Annotated in this window: 24 protein-coding genes; 14 read left to right on the top strand and 10 right to left on the bottom strand. The window is 69.1% G+C overall.

Annotated elements, in window-relative coordinates; translation table 11 throughout:
- Positions 1–34: 34 nt before the first annotated feature.
- The 6 genes from CJ301_RS10505 (at position 35) to CJ301_RS10530 (ending at position 6,210) form a co-directional block, all read left to right on the top strand.
- Complete coding sequence (locus CJ301_RS10505; protein ID WP_099277096.1) at positions 35–2,227, top strand: primosomal protein N'; 2,193 nt, start codon at positions 35–37, stop codon at positions 2,225–2,227.
- 118 nt (positions 2,228–2,345) lie between these two features.
- On the top strand, positions 2,346–2,765 hold the full coding sequence (locus CJ301_RS10510) for a cupin domain-containing protein (RefSeq protein WP_173812351.1): 420 nt from the start codon (positions 2,346–2,348) through the stop codon (positions 2,763–2,765).
- 44 nt (positions 2,766–2,809) lie between these two features.
- Positions 2,810–4,048 (top strand): MFS transporter, encoded by a 1,239-nt coding sequence (locus tag CJ301_RS10515; protein ID WP_099277100.1) that lies wholly within the window; start codon positions 2,810–2,812, stop codon positions 4,046–4,048.
- 56 nt (positions 4,049–4,104) lie between these two features.
- Positions 4,105–4,755, top strand: coding sequence for a peptide-methionine (S)-S-oxide reductase MsrA (gene msrA / locus CJ301_RS10520; protein ID WP_099277102.1), 651 nt, complete (start codon positions 4,105–4,107; stop codon positions 4,753–4,755).
- A gap of 99 nt (positions 4,756–4,854) precedes the next feature.
- The gene (locus CJ301_RS10525) at positions 4,855–5,727 is read left to right on the top strand and encodes a 50S ribosomal protein L11 methyltransferase (RefSeq protein ID WP_099277104.1); all 873 of its coding nucleotides are present in this window, start codon (positions 4,855–4,857) and stop codon (positions 5,725–5,727) included.
- 210 nt (positions 5,728–5,937) lie between these two features.
- The gene (locus tag CJ301_RS10530) at positions 5,938–6,210 is read left to right on the top strand and encodes a hypothetical protein (protein WP_216823285.1); all 273 of its coding nucleotides are present in this window, start codon (positions 5,938–5,940) and stop codon (positions 6,208–6,210) included.
- Positions 6,211–6,231: 21 nt separating this feature from the next.
- On the opposite strand, the gene CJ301_RS10535 is transcribed toward CJ301_RS10530, so the two are convergent.
- Positions 6,232–7,251: a ribose-phosphate pyrophosphokinase gene (locus CJ301_RS10535; RefSeq protein WP_099277108.1), complete on the bottom strand. Its 1,020-nt coding sequence runs from the start codon at positions 7,249–7,251 to the stop codon at positions 6,232–6,234.
- 124 nt (positions 7,252–7,375) lie between these two features.
- Here CJ301_RS10535 and CJ301_RS10540 point away from each other — a divergent pair, with 124 nt between their 5' ends.
- Positions 7,376–7,975, top strand: a complete 600-nt coding sequence (locus CJ301_RS10540; protein ID WP_099277110.1) for a 2-hydroxychromene-2-carboxylate isomerase — start codon at positions 7,376–7,378, stop codon at positions 7,973–7,975.
- Positions 7,976–7,984: 9 nt separating this feature from the next.
- On the opposite strand, the gene CJ301_RS10545 is transcribed toward CJ301_RS10540, so the two are convergent.
- The 6 genes from CJ301_RS10545 to CJ301_RS10570 form a co-directional block, all read right to left on the bottom strand.
- Positions 7,985–9,031, bottom strand: coding sequence for a threonine aldolase family protein (locus CJ301_RS10545; protein ID WP_099277112.1), 1,047 nt, complete (start codon positions 9,029–9,031; stop codon positions 7,985–7,987).
- The gene (locus tag CJ301_RS10550) at positions 9,031–9,471 is read right to left on the bottom strand and encodes a YcgN family cysteine cluster protein (RefSeq protein ID WP_099277114.1); all 441 of its coding nucleotides are present in this window, start codon (positions 9,469–9,471) and stop codon (positions 9,031–9,033) included. Before CJ301_RS10550 ends, CJ301_RS10545 begins: the two co-directional genes overlap by 1 nt.
- Positions 9,464–10,402: a bifunctional riboflavin kinase/FAD synthetase gene (locus CJ301_RS10555; protein WP_099277116.1), complete on the bottom strand. Its 939-nt coding sequence runs from the start codon at positions 10,400–10,402 to the stop codon at positions 9,464–9,466. The genes CJ301_RS10550 and CJ301_RS10555 overlap by 8 nt, the downstream gene beginning before the upstream one ends.
- A 61-nt stretch (positions 10,403–10,463) precedes the next feature.
- Positions 10,464–11,348 carry a TIGR01459 family HAD-type hydrolase gene (locus CJ301_RS10560; protein WP_099277118.1) on the bottom strand — a complete coding sequence of 295 codons (885 nt, stop codon included), beginning with the start codon at positions 11,346–11,348 and terminating at the stop codon, positions 10,464–10,466.
- Positions 11,349–11,353: 5 nt separating this feature from the next.
- Entirely contained in the window at positions 11,354–12,271 is a 918-nt protein-coding gene (locus CJ301_RS10565) for a manganese-dependent inorganic pyrophosphatase (RefSeq protein ID WP_099277120.1), read from the bottom strand.
- A 138-nt stretch (positions 12,272–12,409) separates the two neighbouring features.
- Complete coding sequence (locus tag CJ301_RS10570; protein ID WP_099277122.1) at positions 12,410–12,661, bottom strand: hypothetical protein; 252 nt, start codon at positions 12,659–12,661, stop codon at positions 12,410–12,412.
- A 606-nt stretch (positions 12,662–13,267) separates the two neighbouring features.
- On the opposite strand from CJ301_RS10570, the gene groES reads away from it, so the two are divergent.
- The 3 genes from groES to CJ301_RS10585 all read left to right on the top strand — a co-directional run bounded on the left by groES (position 13,268) and on the right by CJ301_RS10585 (position 16,223).
- Positions 13,268–13,555, top strand: a complete 288-nt coding sequence (gene groES, locus CJ301_RS10575; RefSeq protein WP_099277124.1) for a co-chaperone GroES — start codon at positions 13,268–13,270, stop codon at positions 13,553–13,555.
- Positions 13,556–13,603: 48 nt separating this feature from the next.
- Positions 13,604–15,259: a chaperonin GroEL gene (gene groL, locus CJ301_RS10580; RefSeq protein WP_099277126.1), complete on the top strand. Its 1,656-nt coding sequence runs from the start codon at positions 13,604–13,606 to the stop codon at positions 15,257–15,259.
- Positions 15,260–15,476: 217 nt separating this feature from the next.
- Complete coding sequence (locus tag CJ301_RS10585) at positions 15,477–16,223, top strand: sulfite exporter TauE/SafE family protein (protein WP_099277128.1); 747 nt, start codon at positions 15,477–15,479, stop codon at positions 16,221–16,223.
- Here CJ301_RS10585 and CJ301_RS10590 read toward each other — a convergent pair.
- Positions 16,220–16,666, bottom strand: coding sequence for an NUDIX domain-containing protein (locus tag CJ301_RS10590; protein ID WP_099277200.1), 447 nt, complete (start codon positions 16,664–16,666; stop codon positions 16,220–16,222). The two genes, CJ301_RS10585 and CJ301_RS10590, sit on opposite strands and share 4 nt — an antisense overlap.
- Positions 16,667–16,744: 78 nt before the next feature.
- On the opposite strand from CJ301_RS10590, the gene CJ301_RS10595 reads away from it, so the two are divergent.
- The 4 genes from CJ301_RS10595 to CJ301_RS10610 all read left to right on the top strand — a co-directional run bounded on the left by CJ301_RS10595 (position 16,745) and on the right by CJ301_RS10610 (position 19,818).
- Positions 16,745–17,491 (top strand): alpha/beta fold hydrolase, encoded by a 747-nt coding sequence (locus CJ301_RS10595; protein ID WP_099277130.1) that lies wholly within the window; start codon positions 16,745–16,747, stop codon positions 17,489–17,491.
- A 130-nt stretch (positions 17,492–17,621) separates the two neighbouring features.
- The gene (locus CJ301_RS10600; protein WP_099277132.1) at positions 17,622–18,299 is read left to right on the top strand and encodes an SRPBCC family protein; all 678 of its coding nucleotides are present in this window, start codon (positions 17,622–17,624) and stop codon (positions 18,297–18,299) included.
- Between the two features lie 14 nt (positions 18,300–18,313).
- The gene (locus CJ301_RS10605; protein ID WP_099277134.1) at positions 18,314–19,495 is read left to right on the top strand and encodes a zinc-dependent alcohol dehydrogenase; all 1,182 of its coding nucleotides are present in this window, start codon (positions 18,314–18,316) and stop codon (positions 19,493–19,495) included.
- Between the two features lie 95 nt (positions 19,496–19,590).
- Positions 19,591–19,818: a WGR domain-containing protein gene (locus CJ301_RS10610; RefSeq protein WP_099277136.1), complete on the top strand. Its 228-nt coding sequence runs from the start codon at positions 19,591–19,593 to the stop codon at positions 19,816–19,818.
- Between the two features lie 3 nt (positions 19,819–19,821).
- Here the strand turns inward: CJ301_RS10610 and CJ301_RS10615 are convergent, their stop codons facing one another.
- Positions 19,822–20,778 carry a calcium/sodium antiporter gene (locus CJ301_RS10615; protein ID WP_099277138.1) on the bottom strand — a complete coding sequence of 319 codons (957 nt, stop codon included), beginning with the start codon at positions 20,776–20,778 and terminating at the stop codon, positions 19,822–19,824.
- A gap of 133 nt (positions 20,779–20,911) precedes the next feature.
- Positions 20,912–22,045, bottom strand: coding sequence for a Gfo/Idh/MocA family protein (locus tag CJ301_RS10620; RefSeq protein WP_099277140.1), 1,134 nt, complete (start codon positions 22,043–22,045; stop codon positions 20,912–20,914).
- Positions 22,046–22,048: the final 3 nt, after the last annotated feature.

Here is a 22,048-nt window from a genome sequence, read left to right on the forward strand (position 1 = left end):
CCTCTCCGCCGCGCCAGAGGATCGCCACCCGCCCATGACATCGCCCCGCTTTCCGGAAGGCGCGCTGATCGGCGTGCTGACGACCCAGCCGCTCGACCGGGTGCTCGACTACCGCGCGCCGCCGGGGGGCTGCGCCGCCGGAGACCATGTCGAGGTGCCGTTCGGGCCGCGCAAGGTCACCGGCGTGGTCTGGGGCGCGGGCGCGGGGGATTACGATCCCGCCAAGGTGAAATCCGCGATCCGCGTGCTCGACATCCCCGCGATGCGCGCGCCCATGCGCGAATTTCTCGGCCGCGTCGCCGATTACACGCTGACGCCGATGCCCGCGATGCTGCGGCTCGCCACCCGCGCGCCGGGGCTCACGGACCCGCCGGGGATGCGCAAGATCTTTCGCCGCGGCCATGGCCAGCCCGGGCGGATGACGCCCGCGCGCGCGCGGGTGCTCGACCTGCTCGAAGAGCATGACGGCATGGGCTTCATGCTGGGCGAGCTGGCCGATCTCGCGGGCGTCGGCTCCTCGGTGGTCAAGGGGCTGGTGGCCTCGGGCGCCGTGGCCGAGGAGGAGGCGCCGCGCGACGTGCCATACCCCTCCCTCGACCCCGAGATGCCCGGCAAGGCGCTGACCGGCGATCAGGCCATGGCGGCGGCGCGGCTGCGCGAGGGCATCAAGGCCGGGCGCTACGGCACCACGCTTCTCAAGGGGGTCACCGGTTCGGGCAAGACCGAGGTCTATCTCGAAGCCGTCGCCGCCTGCCTGGCTGCGGGGCGGCAGGCGCTGGTGCTTTTGCCCGAGATCGCGCTGACGGCGGAGTTCCTCACCCGGGTCGAGGCGCGATTCGGCGCGAAACCGGCGGAATGGCATTCGGGCGTCACCACCACCGAGCGGCGGCGCTGCTGGAAGATGGTGGCCGAGAGCGGCGCGCAGCTCGTCGTGGGCGCGCGCTCGGCGCTGTTTCTGCCCTTCGCCGATCTCGGTCTCATCGTCGTCGACGAGGAGCACGACACCTCCTACAAGCAGGAGGACGGGGTGCTTTACAACGCGCGCGACATGGCGGTGCTGCGGGCGTCCTTGGAAAAGGCGCAGGTGGTGCTGGCCTCGGCTACGCCGAGCCTTGAAAGCTGGGTCAACGTGCAGGCGGGCAAATATGCTCGCGTCGATCTCGAAAGCCGCTTCGGCCCCGCCGTGATGCCCGAGATGCGCGCGATCGACATGCGCGGCGAGGAGGTGCCCTCGGGCTCGTGGATCTCGCCCAGCCTCAAGGGCGCGGTGCGCGAGCGGCTGGAGCGCGGCGAGCAGTCGCTCCTGTTTCTCAACCGGCGCGGCTATGCGCCGCTGACGCTGTGCCGCGCCTGCGGCCACCAGATCGGCTGCAAGCACTGCGACGCGCGCATGGTCGAGCACCGCTTTCTCAAGCGGCTGATGTGCCACCAATGCGGCGAGACCGCGCCGATGCCCGAGACCTGTCCCAATTGCGAGGTGACGGGCAAGCTCGCCGCCGTGGGGCCGGGGGTGGAGCGGATCACAGAAGAGGCGCAGGCGCTGTTTCCCGATGCTCGCGTGACGGTGCTCTCATCGGATCTCTTCGGCTCGGCCCGGGCACTCAAGGCGCGGATCTTGGAGATCGCCGAAGGCGCGGCGGATATCGTGGTCGGCACGCAGCTCGTCGCCAAGGGGCACAACTTTCCCAAGCTGACGCTGGTGGGGGTGATCGACAGCGATCTGGGGCTTCAGGGCTCGGATTTGCGCGCCGCCGAGCGGACGTTTCAGCTGATGCGGCAGGTGGCGGGGCGCGCAGGCCGCGCGGAGGCGCGTGGAACGGCATTGCTGCAAAGCTTCCAGCCCGAGCATCCGGTGATCCGCGCGATTCTCTCGGGCGACGAGGAGGGGTTCTGGGCCGCCGAGGCGGCGGCGCGGCGGGCGGCGGGCGTGCCGCCCTATGGGCGCATGGCCGGGATCGTGATTTCCTCCCCGGACATGCAGGCCGCCTTCGATCTCGGCAACCGGCTGGCGCGGCTCGACGCGCCGCTCAGACGCATTGGCGCGCAGCTCTTCGGCCCCGCGCCCGCGCCCATCGCGCGGGTGCGCGGGCGGCACCGGGTGCGGCTTCTGGTCAAGGCCGAGAAGACGGCACCCCTGCAGGCGGCGCTGGCCGAATGGGCGGCGCAGCTGCGGCTGCCCGCCAATCTGCGGCTCGCCATCGACATCGATCCGCAGAGCTTTCTCTAGGCGGATCGCGGCCGAGGCCCGAAAACGACCCGCGCATGTCGCGGGCGGGCCCGACCGGGCCGCCTGATTCGGCCCAGCCTGATCGAAAGGGGCCGGGCAGCGGAGGCGCGCCATGGAGATGTCGGAAGCGACGGGCTGGAGCGGCGCGCGGGCGGCGCGGGGCTTTTCGGTCGATGCGGCGAGCCTGCCGCTGGAGGGCGGGGTCGACCCGGATTTCGGCACGGTGCGCTGGCGCACGCTGGTCTCCTCGGACCGCACGCCCTCCGAGGCGTTGACGCTGGGGCTGGCCGAGTTCGCGCCGCGGGGCACGCTGCTGCCGCACCGCCATGGCCCGGCCGAGTTCTATCTCGGGCTGGACGGGGCGGGCATCGTCACCATCGACGGCGTGCCGCATCCGATCGGGCCGGGCATCGCGGTGTTCATCCCTAGCGAGGCCGAGCATGGCGTGGTGGCCGGGGCGGAGGGGCTGCGCTTTGCCTACGGCTTTCCGACCGCGCGCTTTGCCGAGGTGGATTACAGATTTTCGCAGGCCGGATGACGCGACGTCTCGCCATGCGGGCAAGAGCGGCGTAATGCTTGCGCATGACACGTAATCCGATGCCGCTCTCCGAGGCCCGGACCCTGCCGATCTGGCGCAGGCCGACCACACTCCTCTTCCTGATGGCGATGGCCATGCCGGTGGCCTTCGCCACCTGGTCGGCGCTCCTGAACAACTTCGTCATCGAGGCGGCGGGCTTCGACGGCTCGGATATCGGCTGGCTGCACACGGTGCGCGAGATCCCCGGTTTTCTCGCCATCGGCGTCATCGCGATCCTGTTGTTCGTGCGCGAGCAGAGCCTCGCGCTGATCTCGCTCGGCCTTCTGGGCGTCGCCACGGCGCTCACCGCGCAGTTCCCGAGCATGGGCGGCATCCTGACCATCACCATGCTCTCCTCGATCGGCTTTCACTACTACGAGACGGTGAACCAGTCCTTGCAGCTGCAATGGCTGCCCAAGGAGCGCGCGCCGCAGATGCTGGGCTGGCTGGTCTCGGCCGGGGCAGGGGCGACGCTCATCGCCTATCTCGCCATCGTGCTGACATGGGAGGCCTTCGACCTCTCCTACAGCTTCGTCTACATGCTCTCGGGCGGGTTCTGCGCCGTCGTCGCGCTGTGGTGCTGGCTGGCCTTCCCGGCCTTTCGCGCGCCGCATCCGCAGACCAAGAGCTTCGTGCTGCGCCGCCGCTACTGGCTCTACTACGCGCTGCAGTTCATGTCGGGCGCCCGGCGGCAGATCTTCGTGGTCTTCGCGGGCTTCATGATGGTCGAGAAGTTCGGCTACGACGTGCACGAGGTCACGGCGCTGTTCCTGATCACGCTGCTGACCAACATCTTTGCCGCGCCGCTTCTGGGCCGCGCCGTCGCCCGCTGGGGCGAGAAAAAGGCGCTGGCGGTGGAGTATTTCGGGCTGATCCTCGTCTTTCTGAGCTATGGCGGGCTCTACTGGTTCGGCTGGGGCGTCGCGGTGGCCGCCGGGCTCTACGTGATCGACAACATCTTCTTCGCGCTGGCTTTGGCGCTGAAGACCTATTTCCAGAAGATCGCCGATCCGGGCGACATCGCGCCCACCGCCGCCGTGGCCTTCACCATCAACCACATCGCCGCCGTCTTCCTGCCCGCGCTGCTGGGCTATCTGTGGCTCGTGGCTCCCGACGCGGTCTTCGTGCTGGCCGCCGCCATGGCGGGGCTGTCGCTGGCGCTGGCGCTGATGATCCCGCGCCACCCCGCGCCGGGCTTCGAGACCGTGTTCGCGGGCCGCGCGCTTCCGCTCGCCGCCGAGTAGCGTTCGGCGGCCTGCATGCCTATATGCCGGACAAACGCCTCGAAAGGAGTTCCGAGATGTTCGGACCGAGTTCCAGCAAGACCGAGATGGTCACCCCCGAAAACGCGCTGCCCGGCCGGTCGCAGCCGATCCCGACCGCCAGAGAGCACAGCGTGCTCGGCACGACGCTCGACCCGGAGGCCCCCGAGGGCTTCGAGGTCGCGATGTTCGGCATGGGCTGCTTCTGGGGCGTCGAGCGGATGTTCTGGACGCTGCCGGGCGTGCATTCGACCATGGTCGGCTATGCGGGCGGCTACACCCCGAACCCGACCTATGAGGAGGTCTGCACCGGCAAGACCGGGCATAACGAGGTGGTGCGCGTGATCTACGATCCGGCCAGGACCTCTTATGACGACCTGCTCCGCGTGTTCTGGGAGAACCACGACCCGACCCAGGGGATGCGGCAGGGCAACGACCGCGGCACGCAGTACCGCTCGGGGATCTATACCTTCAGCGAGCTGCAGAAGCAGGCGGCCGAAGCCTCGCGCGAGGCTTTCTCGCCGCGGCTGACCGGCGCGGGCTACGGCGCGATCACCACCGAGATCGTCGATGCGCCCGCCTTCTACATGGCCGAGGATTACCACCAGCAATATCTCGACAAGAACCCCTCGGGCTATTGCGGCATCGGCGGCACGGGCGTGACCTGCCCGATCGGCGTCGGCGTCTGACAGCCCGCCGAAATGGATGAGACGACGGGGGCGGCGATTGACCGCCCCCTTCGCTTGCGCCTATGCCGCGCGGCAGGCCCTTTGCCCCGGAGAACCTCGATGCCCGTCTATACCGCGATCACCCAGCTCGACGACCAGCGCCGCGGCGAGGTGCTGTCCGAGGCGCTCGAGGAGCTCGACCCCGCGCCCTACGGCACCGGCGTGTTCGAGATCGAGGACGGCTCGGGCCTCTACGAGGTCACCGCCTATTTCGAGGAGACGCCCGACGCCGTGGCGCTCGACCTGCTGGCGGCGAGCCATGGCGCGGGCGGCTTTCTGGTTTCCGAGGTGCCCGACGAGGACTGGGTCGCCAAGGTGCGGCGCGAGCTGGCCCCGGTCGAGGCGGGGCGCTTCTTCGTTCATGGCAGCCATGACGCCGACAAGGTGCCGGACGACCGGATTCCGCTGCTGATCGAGGCGGCGATGGCCTTCGGCACCGGGCATCACGGCACCACGCTGGGCTGTCTCAAGGCGCTCGACGCGCTGGCCACGCAAGGCGCGATGCCCGCGCGCGTGGCCGATATCGGCTGCGGCACGGCGGTGCTGGCGATGGCGGCGGCAAGGGTCTGGCCCGAGGCGCGGGTGATGGCCTCGGACATCGACGCGGTGGCGGTGGAGGTGGCCGAGGCCAATCTCGCCGCCAACGGCATGGCGGGGCAGGTGGAATGCCTCGAGGCGGCGGGCTTCGAGCACGCGGCGCTGGAGGCGGCGGCCCCCTTCGATCTCGTCTTCGCCAACATCCTCAAGGGGCCGCTGGTGGCGCTGGCGCCCGAGATGGCGGCCAAGGTGGCGAAGGACGGCCATGTGATCCTGTCGGGCCTCCTCAACGAGCAGGCCGATGCGGTCGAGGCGGCCTATGTGGCGCGCGGCTTTGCGCGCGCGGCGCGCGACAGCCACGGCGAATGGACCACGCTCGTCATGCGGCGCGGCTGATCGGGCCACATGGCGCAAAAGGGGCGGGCGACACGGTTTTGCCGGAAATCGCCCGATTTGCCACATTTGTGCCATGTTCCGGCGATAGTGCTGACACCGTGAGGTGGGGGCACCTTGCCAGGACCGTTCGCCATGTTTCGTGTTTCGTCGAGCTTCGAATCCCGTCTTCTCCAGATCGAGAACCGGAATCGCCGCCTCTCAAAGGGCGCGGTGCGATACGTTCTCGATGACGGTCTCGTGGTGCTGCTGCCGCGCGCGCGGCGGGGGGCCGGTCCGGCCTTCGCCCTTGCCCTGCTTCTCCCGATCCTCGCCGCCCTCGGGGCCAAGAGCTTCCTTCTCGCCCGCTTGGATGCACAGGCCCTGGCCGAGCTGCTGACGCGGCTCGAGGCCTTGGGCGCGCCGGGCCGGGCGCTGGGCTGGCTGATGCAGCCCGAGCCGGTGACCGCGGCGCTCGGCTCCATGCTGGCGGGGCTTCTCGGCTGAGACCCCCGCCAGACCCGCGGCTCAGTCGGCCGCGTACATGCCCTCGTAGATCGGCGTCAGCGTCTCGTGCTCGAACAGCGAGCTGACGGAGGTGCCGTGCCAGATGTTGAGGATCGCCTGCGCGAACATTGGTGCGGTCGGCACGATGCGGATGTTGGGCGCGTTCTTCACCGCGTCGGTCGGTTCGATCGAATCGGTGATCACCAGCGATTTCATCACCGATTTCTCGATCCGGCTCACCGCCGGGCCGGACAGCACGCCATGGGTGATGTAGCTGTGCACCTCGGTGGCGCCCGCCTCCATCAGCGTCTCGGCCGCCTTGCACAAAGTGCCGGCGGTGTCGCAGATGTCGTCGACGATGATGCAGGCCTTGCCCGACACGTCGCCGATCACCGTCATCTCGGCCACTTCGCCGGCCTTTTCGCGGCGCTTGTCGACGATGGCGAGCGGCGCGCCGATGCGCTTGGCCAGCTCGCGCGCGCGCGCCACGCCGCCGACATCGGGGCTGACCACCATCACGTCGTTGCGGCGATCCTTGAAGTGATGCGCCACGTCGAGCGCGAAGATCGGCGCGGCGTAGAGGTTGTCGACGGGGATGTCGAAGAAGCCCTGGATCTGGGCGGCGTGCAGATCCATGGTCAGCACCCGCTCGATCCCGGCCTCGGCAATGAGGTTGGCGACGAGCTTGGCCGAGATCGGCGTGCGCGCCTTGGCGCGGCGGTCCTGCCGCGCATAGCCGAAATAGGGAATCACGGCGGTGATCCGCTGGGCCGAGGAGCGGCGCAGCGCGTCGGCCATGATCAGCAGCTCCATCAGGTTGTCATTGGCCGGGTTCGAGGTCGGCTGGATGATGAACATGTCCTCGCCGCGGACGTTCTCGTAGACCTCGACGAAGATCTCCTGATCGTTGAACCGCTCGATCCGGGCGTCGACGAGGCCGACATTCATGCCGCGGTGCATCGACATGCGGCGGGCGACCGCATGGGCGAGAGGTTGGTTGGCGTTACCGGCGATCAGCTTCGGCTCGTTCAGGGTGGGCATCAAGCGGCATCCTTGGCAGGCTTGGGCGCCCCGGGGCGGGGCGGTGCGGAGATTGACACCGCCTAGCACAGCCCTAGCATGGCGCAAACCTGCCCGATGGGCTGGAAGGCATGGGAGGGCGTGCGTGCCGAAGATCGACTATTTTTTCGCGACACTGTCGCCTTATGTCTACATCGCGGGCCGCAGGCTCGAGGAGATCGCCGCCAAGCACGGGGCCGAGATCGCCTATCGCCCGATCGACGTGATGGCGCTGTTTCCCCGCACGGGCGGGCAGTTGCCCAAGGACCGGCACCCGAGCCGGATGGAATACCGCGCGCAGGAAATGCGCCGGCAGGCGAGGAAGGCGGGGCTGCCCCTGGTGATGCGCCCGGCCAACTGGCCCACCAACGGCGCGCCCTCCTCCTATGCCATCATCAACGCCCAGAAGGCGGGCGGCGGCGACATGGGGCTTCTGGTTCACGCGATCACCCGGGCCTGCTGGTCCGACGAGAAGGACATCGCGCAGGAGCACGTGATTCGCGCGGCGCTGGAAGAGGCGGGCTTCGACCCCGAGCTTGCCGAGAGCAACCTGATGATGGCGGCCGACGAATACGGCCAGAACCTCGAAGAGGCGGTGCGGCGCGGCGTGTTCGGCTCGCCCTTCTACATCACCGACACCGATGAGCGGTTCTGGGGGCAGGACCGGCTCGGGGATCTGGACCTGCACCTCTCGGGGCAGCTCTGAGGGCGGCGTTCAGCCCAGCAGCGACAAGAACTGCGCCACCCGCGCCTCGCCCAGCGACCAGTCGCAGACGAGCCGCGCGGTGAGCCGGGTCTCGGGCGCGCCCTCCATCGGGTCGCTATCCATCACGTGGAAATCCGCGCCGCCCTCGATCAGCCGCCGGCAGGTGGCGCGGGGCAGGGTGACGAAGACGAGATTGGCCTGCGCCGGATAAAGGATCTCGGCCTCCGGGTGGGCCTCGAGGCCCGCCACGAGCTGCGCGCAGGCGGCATTGGCCCGCGCGGCGAGATCGCGCCAGAGATCGTTTTCGAGATAGGCGGTCATCTGCGCCGAAAGAAACCGGTGCTTGGAGAACAGGTGCCCGCCGCGCTTGCGGCGCAGCTCGAACTCCCGCGCCAGCGCAGGATCGAAGAACACCGCCGCCTCGACGCCGATGCAGCCATTCTTGGTGCCGCCGAAGCTCAGCGCATCGATGCCGGCCTTCCACGTCATCTCGGCGGGCGTGCAGCCCAGCGCCATCAGCGCATTGGCGAATCGCGCGCCATCCATATGCACCCGCTGGCCGCGCGCGCGGGCGAGATCGCCGATGGCGCGGATCCGGTCGAGCGCATAGACGCTGCCGGTCTCGGTGACCTGGGTGATCGAGATCGGGCCGGGCTGGGCGTTGTGGAAGGAGCGCGCGCCGGGCGCGCCGATCACCCGCTCCAGATCCGCCGCCGTCATCCGCCCGTCGGGGGCGGGCACGAGGGAGAGCTTGGCGCCGCCGGTGTAGAATTCGGGCGCGTTGCCCTCGTCATGCTCGATATGCGCGTGCTCGGAGCAGAAGATCGCGTCCCATGGCCGGGCCATGCAGCCGAGGATCAGCGAATTGGCCGCCGTGCCGGTGGCGACGAGATGCACCTCGGCGGAGGGGGCCTCGAAGATCTCGCGGATGCGGTCGCGTAGCTGCGTCATCGCGCTTTCGGAGCCGTAAGCGCGCTGGTGGCCGTCATTGGCCCGCGCGATCGCGTCGAGAATCGCGGGGTGGGCGGGACCGGCATTGTCGGAGGCGAATTGCATCAGACGGGCTCCTCGATGATGTGGTCTTCCCAGTCGTCGTCATCGACCTGGGTCTCGGGCACGGTGCGGTGGATCATCGACACGCCGGCGCGGTGCACCGATTGCCGGTCGCCCGAGATCAGGTAGTGCCAGTCATGCAGCGGGCGGCCCTCGGCGCGCAGCCGGTAGGCGCAGGTCTGCGGCAGCCAATACATCGTCTCGGCGATCTTTTCGGGCGTCAGCACGATGCATTCGGGCACGTATCTGTGCCGTGTTTCGTATTTCGAGCACAGGCAGGTCGCGCCGTCGAGCAGGCGGCACGACACCCGCGTCAGCGCCACCTCGCCGGTGTCCTCGTCCTCGATCTTGTTGAGGCAGCACTTGCCGCAGCCATCGCAGAGCGCCTCCCATTCCTCCTGGTCGAGGCTTTCGATCGGCAGCTCCCAGAATTTCTCACGCATGGGCCAGCACCTCGCGCGCGCGGGCGCAATCGGCATCCATCTGGGCGATCAACGCGTCGAGCCCGTCGAATTTCTCCTCGCCGCGCAGATATTCGACCAGCGCGACCGAGATCTCGGCGCCGTAGAGATCGCCCTTGAAGTCGAAGAGGAAGGTCTCGCAGTTGGGCTGGTTCTCGCCGAACATCGGGCGCACGCCGATCGAGGCGGCGCCGTCATAGGTCCCGGCATGCGGGCCCTCCAGCACGTCGACCTTGACCGCGTAGACGCCGAAGCGCGGCATGTGCAGCCCGGCGACGCCGATATTGGCGGTGGGATAGCCCAGCTCGCGGCCGCGCTTTTCGCCGTGGATGACCTCGCCTTCCAGCCGGTGCCAATGGCCGAGCATCGCGGCGGCGTCGCGCGGGCGGCCCTCGCTCAGGGCGTGGCGGATCGCGGTGGAGCTGACCTCGCCCGCATCGAGCGCGATGAGCGGCGAGGCGGTGACGCCGAAGCCATGCGCGCGGCCCAGCTCTTCGAGCATCGCCGCATCGCCCGCGCGGCCCTTGCCGAAGCGGAAATCGGCGCCGATCACCACGTGGCGCAGCCCGAGGCCCTGCGCGATCACGTCGCGGGCGAAGGCTTCGGGCGAAAGCGCCGCGAGGGCGGCGTCGAAGGGCAGCTCGAACAGGCGCTCGACGCCGATCTTCGCCAGCCTGTGCGCCCGCGCGGCGCGGTTCATCAGCCGGAAGGGCGGGGCGTCGGGGGCGAAATATTCGCGCGGATGCGGCTCGAAGGTCATCACGCCCAAGGGCGCGCCGAGGCGGTCGGCCTCGCCCCGGGCGAGGTCGATCACGGCGCGGTGGCCGAGATGCACGCCGTCGAAATTGCCGATGGCCGCGGCGGCGCCGCGGTCGGTGGCGGTGATGTCGGAAAGATCGCTCAGGATGCGCATGGCGCTCTGCGTAGCCGCGCGGCGGGGCGCGCGCAAGCGGGCGCGCCCCGGGGGTGTCGTCTCAGCGCAGGAAGCCCATGGCATAGGCCGGGGCCTGGCGCTCCTCCTTGAGATGCGCGTCGAGCCTGCCCGCCTCGGGCTGGCCTTGCGGGGCGGGGCCGGTGCCGGTCTCCCCGGCCGAAAGCCCGCCGGTGATGAACAGCGCATCAAGCCCCGCATTCGCCGCGCCCGACACATCCGTCTGCGGACCGTCGCCGATGCAGATGATGCGCCCGTCGGCGATGCTCGGGTCGATCTCGGCCAGGCGGCGGCGCGCCAGATCGTAGATCGGCGCGTGCGGCTTGCCGAAATAGAGGCTCGTCCCGCCCATCTCGGTATAGAGCCGGGCCAGCGCGCCCGCGCACCAGACCCGCTCCTCGCCGCGATCGACGATGATGTCGGGATTGGCGCAAAGAAGCTTCATCCCCCTCGCGATCGCCCGCTCGAAGCGCTCGCGGTAGATCTCGGGATCGGCATGCTCGTCCTCGGGGCCGCAGCAGACGATGCCTTCGGCGGCATCGAGATCGGTGCGGGTGATCTCGGCGGGGTCCTTGATGATCCGCAACGGCGCGAAGAAGGCCTCGTCGCGATCGTCGCCGATGAACCAGACCTTTTCGCCGACCACGCCCTCATACATCGCGGCGCGGGCCGAATCACCCGAGCTGGCGATCGAATCCCAGCAGTCGCGCGGCACGCCGAGCCCCTCGATCTGGCGCTCGACCGAGGCGCGCGGGCGCGGCGAGTTGGTGACCAGGATCACCTTGCCCCCGGCCGCGCGAAAGCCGCGCATCGCGGCGACGGCGGCCTCGTAGGCGCGCAGGCCGTCATGCATGCAGCCCCACAGATCGACGAAGGCCGCGTCGTAGCTGCCCGAGATCTCGGTGAAGCTCTCGATGATCCTGGTCATGGCCTTCAGACCTTCAGCACGGGGATGATCTGCTTCTTGCGGCTCATCACGCCCGGCAGCACGACGCTGTCGCCCGAGACGGTCGCGCCGAAGCTCTTCTCGGCGATCGCCTTCACCGTGTCGTTGGGGATGAGCATCGTCGCCTCCTCCTTGAGGATGTCGACGACGAACAGGAGCACCTCGTCGGCGCCGTCCTCGGCCGCGACCTTCGGCATCGCGGCGAGCAGCGCGTCCTTGCGCGACAGCACCTGCTCGGGCGAGGTGGTCTCGAGCACCGAGACACGCAGCTTCTTGCCCTCGACGGTGGTCTCCTTGCTGTCCATGCGCAGCAGCTCGGCCTCGGAGAAGGCGGAGACGTCGGATTTGGCGGCGAACATCTCGCTCGCGTAGTCCGGGATCTCGATGCCGAGATCGGCGGCCAGACGCTCGGCCAGCGCCTTGTCGGCGGGGGTGGTGGTGGGCGAGCGGAACTCCAGCGTGTCCGACAGGATGCACGACAGCATCAGCCCCTTGATGCCTTCGGGCATCTCGGTCGCCACATGGCCCATCAGCTCGTGCATGATGGTGGCGGTGCAGGCGACCGGCTTGATGGTGATGTCGATCGGGCCGGCGGTGACGAGGCCGCCGAACAGCTTGTGATGGTCGATGATCGCGAGGATGTCGGCCTCGTTGATCGAGGCGGGCAGCTCGGCGGGGTTGTTGGTGTCGACGAGGACGACCTTCTGGCCCTTTTCCACGTCGTCGATGATCTGCGGCAGCTCGAAGCCCCAGCGCTCGGCGACGAAGAGCGCCTCGGTGTTGGGGGTGCCGAGCAGCCGCGCTTCGGCGTCCTGGCCCTGCTGGTTCAGATACCAGGCCCAGATCAGCGGCGAGCCGGTGGAATCGGTGTCGGGCGCCTTGTGGCCGAAGACGAGCGTGGTCATGCGGGAAATCCTTTGGAGCATCGGGGGTGAACGGGTCGCGCGCCTTATAGGCAGGGGCGCGGGGCTTGTCACCCGCCCGGACGGGCGGGGAAGGAAAGGGGAGGGAGGGGCGGCGCGGCTCGCGCGCCGCCCCCCGTCTCACCGCGCGGGCTCCGGTGTCGGCCTGCGAACCAGCAGCGCCCGCAGCCGCGGCCAGACGCCGCCCATGCCGGTGCGGCGCGCGGGCGGGTCGGTGCTTGCGACCGGCAGCGTCGCAAAGCCCGTGCCCGGATGCGGCGCGCCCAGATCGAGCCGGGCGGGGCCACCCCGGCGCATGCGCGGGCGCTCCTCCCACGGGGCGGGGGCCCGGGGCTTGGCGCGGTGGTCGACGATGTAGAATGGCGGATGCATGTGATGCTCCTTTTTTCAGCCATAGGTTGAGTTTCCGGGCAGGGGAGGCCCCTGTCCGGCCGGTGAAACGGCCACAGCCCGGCCCTCCGGTGGCGCGGGGCGCGTCGCCGGGGATGGGCTGCGGTCGGTGCGGGCTCGTCCCTAGAGGGGAGAGGCGCGCGGCGGGTGGGCGGCCGAAAGGCGATGCGCGCCACGCCGCGCGATGCGCGGGCGGGCGGCGATCGGTCGATCGACCGCGTCGATGCGGGGGGTCATGGGGTCAGGCCCTGGATCTGCGAAGATGAGCGTGCGGAGGCGGGGGCAAGCCGGCCATCCGCGAAAGGCGGCGGCGCGGCGTCTAGCCGGTAAACGAATATCCTCGAAGCATAAGCCGCCCTCCCGATCCGGGGTTGTCCTTGCGGCATCATGCACGAACACGGGCGCGTGAGAACCCCCTTTTTCAGCTTTCTTCCACGCGCGCGCGAGGCGTGACATTTCCGCGTCCGCCGCCGCTTGACAGCTCCGTGAGCGCTGCTTACCTCTGCGGTCGTTGGCACTCACCAAGGGCGAGTGCTAATGCCCCCGAGCGGGGCATGAGAACACATATACTGCTGAGGAGCTGCAGAGATGGCATTCAAACCGCTTCACGACCGGGTTCTGGTGCGTCGCGTCGAAGGCGAAGAGAAGACCAAGGGCGGTCTGATCATCCCCGACAACGCCAAGGAAAAGCCGGCCGAGGGCGAAGTGATCGCCTGTGGCGACGGCGCCCGCAAGGACAATGGCGAACTGATCGCGATGGCCGTCAAGGAAGGCGACCGCGTCCTGTTCGGCAAGTGGTCCGGCACCGAGGTCACCGTCGATGGCGAAGACCTGCTGATCATGAAGGAAAGCGACATTCTCGGCACCATCGCCTGAGACCTCGCCTGACCTTCCACCCCTGAATTCAGATCAAGGAGCACTCACATGGCTTCCAAGGACGTCAAGTTCGACACCGATGCCCGCAACCGCATGCTCAAGGGCGTCAACACGCTCGCCAACGCGGTCAAGGTGACCCTCGGCCCCAAGGGCCGCAACGTCGTCATCGACAAATCCTTCGGCGCGCCGCGCATCACCAAGGACGGCGTCACCGTCGCCAAGGAGATCGAGCTCGAGGACAAGTTCGAGAACATGGGCGCGCAGATGGTGAAGGAAGTCGCTTCCCGCACCAATGACGAGGCGGGCGACGGCACCACCACCGCCACCGTTCTGGCCCAGGCCATCGTCAAGGACGGCCTGAAGTCGGTCGCCGCCGGCATGAACCCGATGGACCTCAAGCGCGGCATCGACCTCGCCACCGCCAAGGTCGTCGAGGCGATCAAGGCCGCCGCGCGTCCCGTCAACGACAGCGACGAAGTCGCCCAGGTCGGCACCATCTCGGCCAATGGCGAAGCCTCGATCGGCCGCCAGATCGCCGACGCGATGCAGAAGGTCGGCAACGAGGGTGTCATCACCGTCGAGGAGAACAAGGGCCTCGAGACCGAGACCGAAGTCGTCGAGGGCATGCAGTTCGACCGCGGCTATCTCAGCCCCTACTTCGCGACCAACCCCGACAAGATGGTCGCCGAGCTCGAAGACTGCATGATCCTGCTGCACGAGAAGAAGCTCTCCTCGCTGCAGCCGATGGTGCCGCTGCTCGAGCAGGTCATCCAGTCGCAGAAGCCGCTCCTCATCATCGCCGAGGACGTCGAGGGCGAGGCTCTCGCCACGCTCGTCGTCAACAAGCTGCGTGGCGGCCTGAAGATCGCCGCCGTCAAGGCGCCGGGCTTCGGCGACCGTCGCAAGGCTATGCTGCAGGACATCGCGATCCTGACCGGCGGCCAGGTGATCTCGGAAGATCTCGGCATGAAGCTCGAGAACGTCACCATGGACATGCTCGGCACCGCCAAGAAGATCACCATCACCAAGGACGAGACCACCATCGTCGACGGTGCCGGTGACAAGGCCGAGATCGAGGCGCGCGTCGCCCAGATCCGCACCCAGATCGAGGACACCACCTCGGATTACGACCGCGAGAAGCTGCAGGAGCGTGTGGCCAAGCTCGCCGGTGGCGTCGCCGTCATCCGCGTCGGCGGCATGACCGAGGTCGAGGTGAAGGAGCGCAAGGACCGCGTCGACGACGCGCTCAACGCGACCCGCGCCGCGGTGCAGGAAGGCGTGATCGTCGGCGGCGGTGTCGCCCTCGTGCAGGCCGGCAAGTCGCTCGAAGGTCTCGCAGGCGAGAACTCCGATCAGGACGCGGGCATCGCCATCGTCCGCCGCGCGCTCGAAGCGCCGCTGCGCCAGATCGCCGAGAACGCCGGTGTCGACGGCGCCGTGGTGGCCGGCAAGGTCCGCGAATCGACCGACCTGACCTTCGGCTTCAACGCGCAGACCGAGGAATATGGCGACATGTTCAAGTTCGGCGTGATCGACCCGGCCAAGGTGACCCGCACGGCCCTCGAGGACGCGGCGTCCGTCGCCGGCCTGCTGATCACCACCGAGGCGATGATCGCCGACAAGCCCAAGAAGGACGACGGCGCGGGCGCCGGCGCCGACATGGGCGGCATGGGCGGCATGGGTGGCATGGGCGGCATGATGTAATCTGCCGCGATCCCACCGATCGTTACGGGAAAGGGGGCTCTTCGGAGCCCCCTTTTTTTCGTTTGCGCAAACGCCCTTGCCCCCGGTGCATGCGCACGGCATGGATTGGCGGCCCGATCATCCGGGCCATTGCTTGCCGGCCCGGTGCGGGTCATTTCTTGCCGGCCCGGTGCGGGTCATTTCTTGCCGGCCCGGTGCGGGCCGAGGGGGGAGGCCCATGCTGTTCATCGTCACGCTCACCATCTCGGGTGTTCTCGCCGGCGCGCTCAACGCCGTGGCGGGGGGCGGCACCTTCCTGACCTTCCCGGCGCTGGTCTGGCTCGGTGTGCCGCCGATCGCGGCCAACGCCACCTCCACCCTCGGCGCGCTGCCCGGCTATGCCAGCTCGGCCTGGGGGTATCGCGGCGATGTCGCGGCGGAGGGCACGCTCGGGCTGCGCGCGATCATCGCGCTGGGGGCGCTGGGCGGGCTGATCGGCGCGGGGCTCCTCTTGGTGACGCCGGGCGAGGTGTTCGACGGGCTGGTGCCGTGGCTGCTTCTGGTCGCGACCCTGCTCTTCGCCGCCGGCCCGCGCATGCTCGCCTTCGTGCAGGCGCGCGGCTTCGGTTCGGCGGGGCCGACGCTCTCGGGGGCGCTGGTGCTCGCCGTGTCGATCTATGGCGGCTATTTCAACGGCGGCCTCGGCATCCTGCTTCTTGCGATGCTGGGGCTGATCGGCTTCGTGAACCTGCACGGCATGAACGGCATCAAGGTGCTGCTCTCGGCGGTGCTGTCGCTGGTCTCGGCCGTGGCCTATGCCGCCGCCGGGCTGATCGAATGGGACGCGGCGCTGATCGTGGCGGTGGCGACGACGATCGGCGGTTACCTGGGCGCGCGCGGCGCCAAGCGCATCCGCATGGATCACCTGCGGCTCGGCATCACCGGTGTCGGGCTGGTGATGACGGCGCTGTTCTTCGCGCTCTAGAGGATGATCGGCTCCAGCGGATCGTAGCCCGGCGCGTCCCGGTCCTGCCACGCCACGGCGGCGAGGCTGTCGGGCTTGACGCGCAGCGCCGCCATCTCGCCCCGCGTGACCCAGCGGCGGTGGCTGACGATGCCCTCGGGGTCGGTCCAGTCGCCGCAAGGATCGCCCGAGAGGATCTCGCAGCGGAAATAGAGATCGACCTGGTGAAAGCCGCGCCGCGCATGGTGGAACTCGTTGACGAGGCAAGGCGCGCCGACCGCGATCTTGAGCCCGCATTCCTCGCGCAGCTCGCGCGCGAGGTTGTCGGGCAGCGAGGCATGCGGCTCGACCCCGCCGCCCGGCGCGCACCACAGATCGTCTCGGCCCTTGTAGGCATTGACCAGAAGCAGGCGGCTCTCGCGCATCAGGATCGCGCGCACGGCAAGGCGGACGGGGGTGCTCATGGCGCGACAATGGCCCGGGCGCGCGATCAGGCGCAAGCCTGGCCTGTCCGGCGGGGCCGCGCCGCCTAGATATGCGCCATGACACGCCCGCTGATCCTGCTCGCCACCTGTCTTGCCCTGCTCGCGGGCTGCCTTCGCGCCGCGCCCGAGGCGGCGGAGGATTGCGTCGTGTTCCTGCACGGGCTGGCGCGCACCGATCTCTCCCTGGCGCCGATGGCCGAGGTGGTCGAGGCCAATGGCTACAAGGTGGTCAACCGCGGCTACCCCTCGACCGAGGCGCGGATCGAGGATCTGGTCGAGGCGGTGCCGGACGACGTGGCCGCCTGCGGCGACCGCCGCGTGCATTTCGTCACCCATTCGATGGGCGGCATCCTCGCGCGGCTCTGGCTCACCGATCACCGCCCGGAGAAGATGGGCCGGGTCGTCATGCTCGCCCCGCCCAACAAGGGCTCCGAGCTGGTCGATGTGTTCGGCGCCTTCGAGCCCTTCGAATGGATCAACGGTCCCGCCGGGCTGCAGCTCGGCACCGATCCCGCCAGCCTGCCCAACCGGCTCGAGCCGCTGCCCTCCTACGAGGTCGGCATCATCGCGGGCGATGCCTCGCTCAACCCGGTCTTCTCGGGGCTGATCGAGGGGCCGGATGACGGCAAGGTCTCGGTCGCCTCGACCCGGCTTGAGGGGGCCGCCGACCATATCGTCCTGCCGGTGAGCCACACCTTCATGATGAACAACCCGCTGGTGATGGCGCAGGTGCTGGAATTCCTGCGCGAGGGGCGCTTCGACCGCTCGCTGAGCCTCGGCGGCGTGCTGTTCGGGCTCGACTGAACCGGCGGCGCCTCGCGCAGGTCCGGGATCGGGCCGGAACTTCGCCCCCGATACGCGGTTCGCTCCTCGACACCCGCGCCGTGCGGCACAGGGCCCGGCGCGTTCAACCGTCGAGGAGGCAAGCCCCGAGATGACCTACAGGACCTTTGAAGACGACCGCGCGATGCACCGCGCCCGGCGCGACCGGCGCGCGCCCTATCCCGGCGGTGCGGCGCTGGCGGCCGGCATCGGGCTGATGCTGCTCGGCGGGCTGGCCGCGCAGCGCTATGCCGGCCGCCAGCAGGAGCGCCGCCCCGCCGACAGCGCGCCGGGCCGCACCGCGCGCCAAAGCCGCCATGGCCGCTATGCCGTCACCGGCCGCAGCGTGACCATCAACAAGCCCCGGCAGGAGATCTACGCCTTCTGGCGCGATTTTTCGAACCTCGCGCGCTTCATGGAAAACGTCGAGAGCGTGCACGAGGCGGGGGATCTCTCGCGCTGGACCATTGCCGCGCCGATGGGCCACGCGGTCGAGGTGGTCACCCGCATCGTGCAGGACCGCCCCGGCGAGGAGATCGCCTGGCGCTCCACCGAGGAGAGCGACATCGACACCGAGGGCAAGGTGATGTTCCGCGACGCCCCCGAGGGGCGCGGCACCGTGGTCGAGGCGGTGATCGCCTACCGCCCGCCGATGGGCGAGCTGGGGCGCATCCTTGCCAAGATGTTCCAGGCCGAGCCCGGCCTTCAGGCGCGCCGCGACCTCAAGCGGCTGAAGATGCTCCTGGAGACCGGCGAGATCGCCACCAACCGCAACCGCAACGACGGCTGAAGGGGGCCAGACAGATGCGCGCACTCACATTCCACGGCAGCCACGACGTCCGCGTCGACACCGTGCCCGACCCCGAGATCGTCAACCCGCGCGACGCGATCATCGAGGTGACCTCGACCGCGATCTGCGGCTCGGATCTGCATCTTTATGACGGCGTCATCCCCGCCGTGCAGAAGGGCGACATTCTCGGTCATGAGTTCATGGGCCGGGTCGTCGATGTGGGCTCCGGCTCCACACTGAAGAAGGGCCAGCGCGTCGTCGTGCCCTTCACCATCTCCTGCGGCCAGTGCTTTCACTGCAAGATCCAGCAGTTCTCGGCCTGCGACAACTCCAACCCCGCCGAAAAGCAGGAGCTGACCGAGCCGCTGTTCGGCCATCCCGTCTCGGGGCTGTTCGGCTACAGCCACCTCACCGGCGGCTATCCGGGCGGGCAGGCGGAATATGTCCGCGTGCCGTTTTCCGATGTCGGCCCCATCGTCGTGCCCGAGGGGATGGAGGATGACGAGGTGCTGTTCCTGTCGGATATCCTGCCCACCGGCTGGATGGCGGCCGAGAACGCCGAGATCACCGCGGGCGACACGGTCGCGGTCTGGGGCTGCGGCCCGGTCGGGCTCTTCGCGGTGCAGTCGGCGCGGATCATGGGGGCGCATCAGGTGATCGCCATCGACCATCACCCGCGCCGTCTGGAGCTGGCGCGGCAAATGGGCGCGAAGGTGATCGACTACAGCCAGACCCATGTGCTGGAGGCGCTGATGGAGATGACCGGCGGCATCGGCCCCGACGCGGTGATCGACGCGGTTGGCATGGAAAGCCACGGCTTCGCGCCCGACAACATCCTCGACAGCGTCAAGCAGAAGGTCGGGATGGGGGCGGATGCGCCGCATGCGCTGCGCATGGCGATCATGGCCTGCCGCAAGGGCGGGCGCATCTCCATGCCCGGCGTCTATGGCGGTTTCGCCGACAAGTTTCCCTTGGGCGCGCTGATGGAGAAGGGGCTGCAGCTTCGCACCGGCCAGACCCATGTGCAGCGCTACACCCACGACCTCATGCGCCGGATCCAGGAGGGCGAGATCGACACCACCTTCATGATCTCGCACCGCCTGCCGCTCGAGGAGGCGCCGCGCGGCTATCACAACTTCAAGGAAAATCAGAACGACTGGACCAAGGTCGTGCTGAAGCCCGGCATGGCGGTCTGACCCCGGCCGACCCGCGGCCCCGCGTTGCCCGCCCCTTGCCATGCAGGGGGCGGGCGCTTTTTATGAAGGGCATCGCAGCACGAGAGGCGCGGCCCATGGAAATCCATCTCGAGAAGATCGACGCGCGGCGCAACTGCTACCGCTTCTACGAGATCAGCCTCGAGCCCGATCTCTTCGCGCAGGCCGCGCTGGTGGTGCGCTGGGGCCGGATCGGCGGGCGCGGGCGCAGCCGCATCGCAGGCTCGGGCTCGATGCGCGAGGCGCAGGACCTCGCCACCCGGCTGCTGCGCCTGCGGCTCAGGCATGGCTACGCGCTGCGCTGAGCCTCAGGGCCAGAGCGCCCAGAGATAAAGGACGTAGCCCGCGAGCAGCAGCGCGCCCTCGCGCCGCGAGATCCTGAAGCCGGTCCAGGCGAGGCCCACCACCGCCAGCGCGGCGGCGATCATCACGTAATTGTCGAAGCCCAGGATCTCGGCCGGCACCCGGCCGGGAGAGACCAGCGCCGTCGTGCCCGCGATGCCGAGGATGTTGTAGATGTTGGAGCCGATGATGTTGCCGAAGGCCATGTCGGCCTGCTTGCGGAGCGCCGCCATCACCGAGGTCACCAGCTCGGGCAGCGAGGTGCCGATGGCCACGACCGTGAGGCCGATCACCGTCTCGGAGATGCCGAAGGCGCGCGCCAGGGCGGTCGCGCCGTCGACCAGCAGGTAGCCGCCGCCGACCACAAGCGCGAGGCCGCCCAGCGCGATGGCGAGCGAGACGGGCAAGGCCGGGCCGCCATGGGCGGCAAGCGCCGGATCGGCCTCCGACAGCGCATCGGCCTTCTCGCGCAGCGCGCCGCGGCTTTCCTGCCGAAAGGCCATGTAGATGTAGAGCGCCAGCGCCACGACGAAGCCCGCGCCGATGGCCACGCCCAGCGGCACGAGCGCGCCCAGCGCGGCAAAGGCCAGCGTCACCGCCACCATCACCCCGCCATCGCGCCTGAGCGCCGCCGAGCCCACGGCGATCGGCGTGATCAGCGCGGCGGCACCGAGAATGAGCAGCAGGTTGGCGATGTTGGAGCCCACGACGTTGCCATAGGCGATGCCCGGCACGCCCGAGAGCGCCGCCTGCACCGAGGTCACCAGCTCGGGCGTCGAGGTGCCGAAGCCCACCAGCGTCAGGCCGATCACCAGCGGCGAGACGCCCAGCCGCTCGGCCACGCGCACCGCGCCGCGCACCAGAAACTCACCACCGAGCACGAGAAGCACCAGCCCCGCGATCAGCGCCAACCACATTTCCATCGGGATGTCCCCATCACTGTCCATGGCCGGTCGACCGGCTCGGCGGAGACATGGGTGAGGGGCAGGGGGGCGACAAGCGGTCGGCCCCCCGGGCGCGCGAATATTTCCGCGCCGTGTCTTCGTGGAATGGCCTTCAGGCGGCGCGCAGGCGGGCGGGCATCAGCCCGGTTTCCTCCATCGAGACGGCGCGGCCCTCGCGGATCGACATCTGCGCGGCGATCCCCATCGCCACGGCGGCCCAGCCATCCTCGAGCGTCACCTCCGGGCGGCCGCGCTGGCCGCGCACCAGTTCGAGAAAGCGCGCATGCTGGTAGAAGGTCGATCCGTTGTGATCGCCCGCCTCCAGCAGCGCCGGGTCGACCGGGATCTCGCGCATCTCGGGGCCCTTGGGCGCGCGCGGGCTGACGATGAGCTGCGGCACCGGCGGCGCGCCCAGATGCTCGGGCCAGAACCGGCCCGGCCCCGGCACCAGCGCCTCGATCCGCGCCTGCGGGCCGACCGCCGTCACCTCCTCCTGCCAGCGCGCGCCTTCCGCGAACATGCACAACTCCAGCATCGCCCGCCCGCCGCGGGCGAAATCGACGATGACATAGCCGTTGTCGAGCACGTCGGGCGCCACGCCCTCGTAATTCTCGTCCTGGTGGTTCACCGCCTGGCTGCCCGAGGCCATGACCCGCACCGGCTCGTCCCCGAGCGTGAGGCGCATCAGGTCGAAGAAGTGGCAGCATTTCTCGACGAAGGTGCCCCCCGTATAGCGGTTGAACCGGTTCCAGCCGCCGACCTTGTGCAGGAAGGGGAAGCGGTGCTCGCGGATGGTGAGCATTCGGATGCCGCCCGTGGTGGCCTGCGCTTCCTTGAGGAAGGCGGCGATGGGCGGCATGTAGCGGTATTCCATCGCCACCCAGACGGGCGCCGGGTAGCTGTCGCGGAAGGCGGCGAGCCGCGCGGTTTCGGCCGGGTCGGTGAAGAGCGGCTTCTCGACGAGGAGGGGCAGCGGGTTGAGCCGGGCGATCTCCTCCATCTGTTCGAGATGGCGGAAGTTCGGGCTGGCGATCAGCAGACAATCGAGCCCTTCGGTCGCCATCAGCTCGACGACCGAGGAACACAGCTGCGCCTCGGGCGCCAGCGCCTGCGCCTGCATCGCCATCTCGGCGTCGGGCTCGAAGATCGCGGCAACGCGGGCGCCGGGCAAGAGCGCGATGTTGCGCAGATGCTCCTGTCCCATCATGCCGCAGCCGATGAGTCCGTAATTTGTGACCTTGGTCATGTG

Origin of the sequence: Limimaricola cinnabarinus, assembly GCF_002723615.1 — a bacterium.
Taxonomy (GTDB): domain Bacteria; phylum Pseudomonadota; class Alphaproteobacteria; order Rhodobacterales; family Rhodobacteraceae; genus Limimaricola; species Limimaricola cinnabarinus_B.